This is a genomic window from Cryobacterium sp. MLB-32, assembly GCF_000738085.1.
GTDB lineage: Bacteria > Actinomycetota > Actinomycetes > Actinomycetales > Microbacteriaceae > Cryobacterium.
Window position 1 is genome coordinate 1 of the sequence record NZ_JPRS01000766.1, and the last position, 552, is coordinate 552.

General features: G+C 56.9%; 1 protein-coding gene. It reads left to right on the top strand.

The window, feature by feature from the left end; genetic code table 11:
- Positions 1–26: 26 nt before the first annotated feature.
- Positions 27–320 (top strand): isochorismatase family protein, encoded by a 294-nt coding sequence (locus tag JF66_RS23425; RefSeq protein ID WP_197059544.1) that lies wholly within the window; start codon positions 27–29, stop codon positions 318–320.
- Positions 321–552 lie beyond the last annotated feature (232 nt).

Consider the following 552-nt stretch of genomic DNA (forward strand, 5'->3'; position numbering starts at 1 on the left):
CTGAAAATAACAAGGAGCCCTGAATCGTGATCCAACTACCCTCGATCGATGATCGCACCGCGCTGATCGTCGTTGACGCTCAGCAGGGATTTGACCAGGCCGACTGGTGGGGACTCCGAAACAACGCTGACTGTGATCAGAACATCGCAGCGTTAGTGAACGAGTGGCACAGGCTTTCGCGACCGGTCGTCTTCGTGCAGCACAATTCCTCCAATCCGCTCTCCCCGCTGCACCCCAGCAATCCCGGCCATGCATTGAAAAGTTATATGTCCGGCACCGCGGATCTATTGGTCCAAAAGACTGTCAACTCAAGTTTTTGACTATGGCAGCGTTAGTGGGACCCACCAGGGCAATCTAAGCGGGACCCACTTCGGCTGTTTCGGGGTGTCTGGGGCAATCTAAGCCGGACCCACCTGCACCGTTGTTGCAACGTGTTTTCGTTGCTCAAGGTGGAGGTTCGGATGGAGTCTCGGGTGGAGTTGTTCGCGCGGATCCGGCGTGATGCGCGTCTGGATGGCCTCTCGATCAGGGAGTTGGCCCGGAGGTATGGTG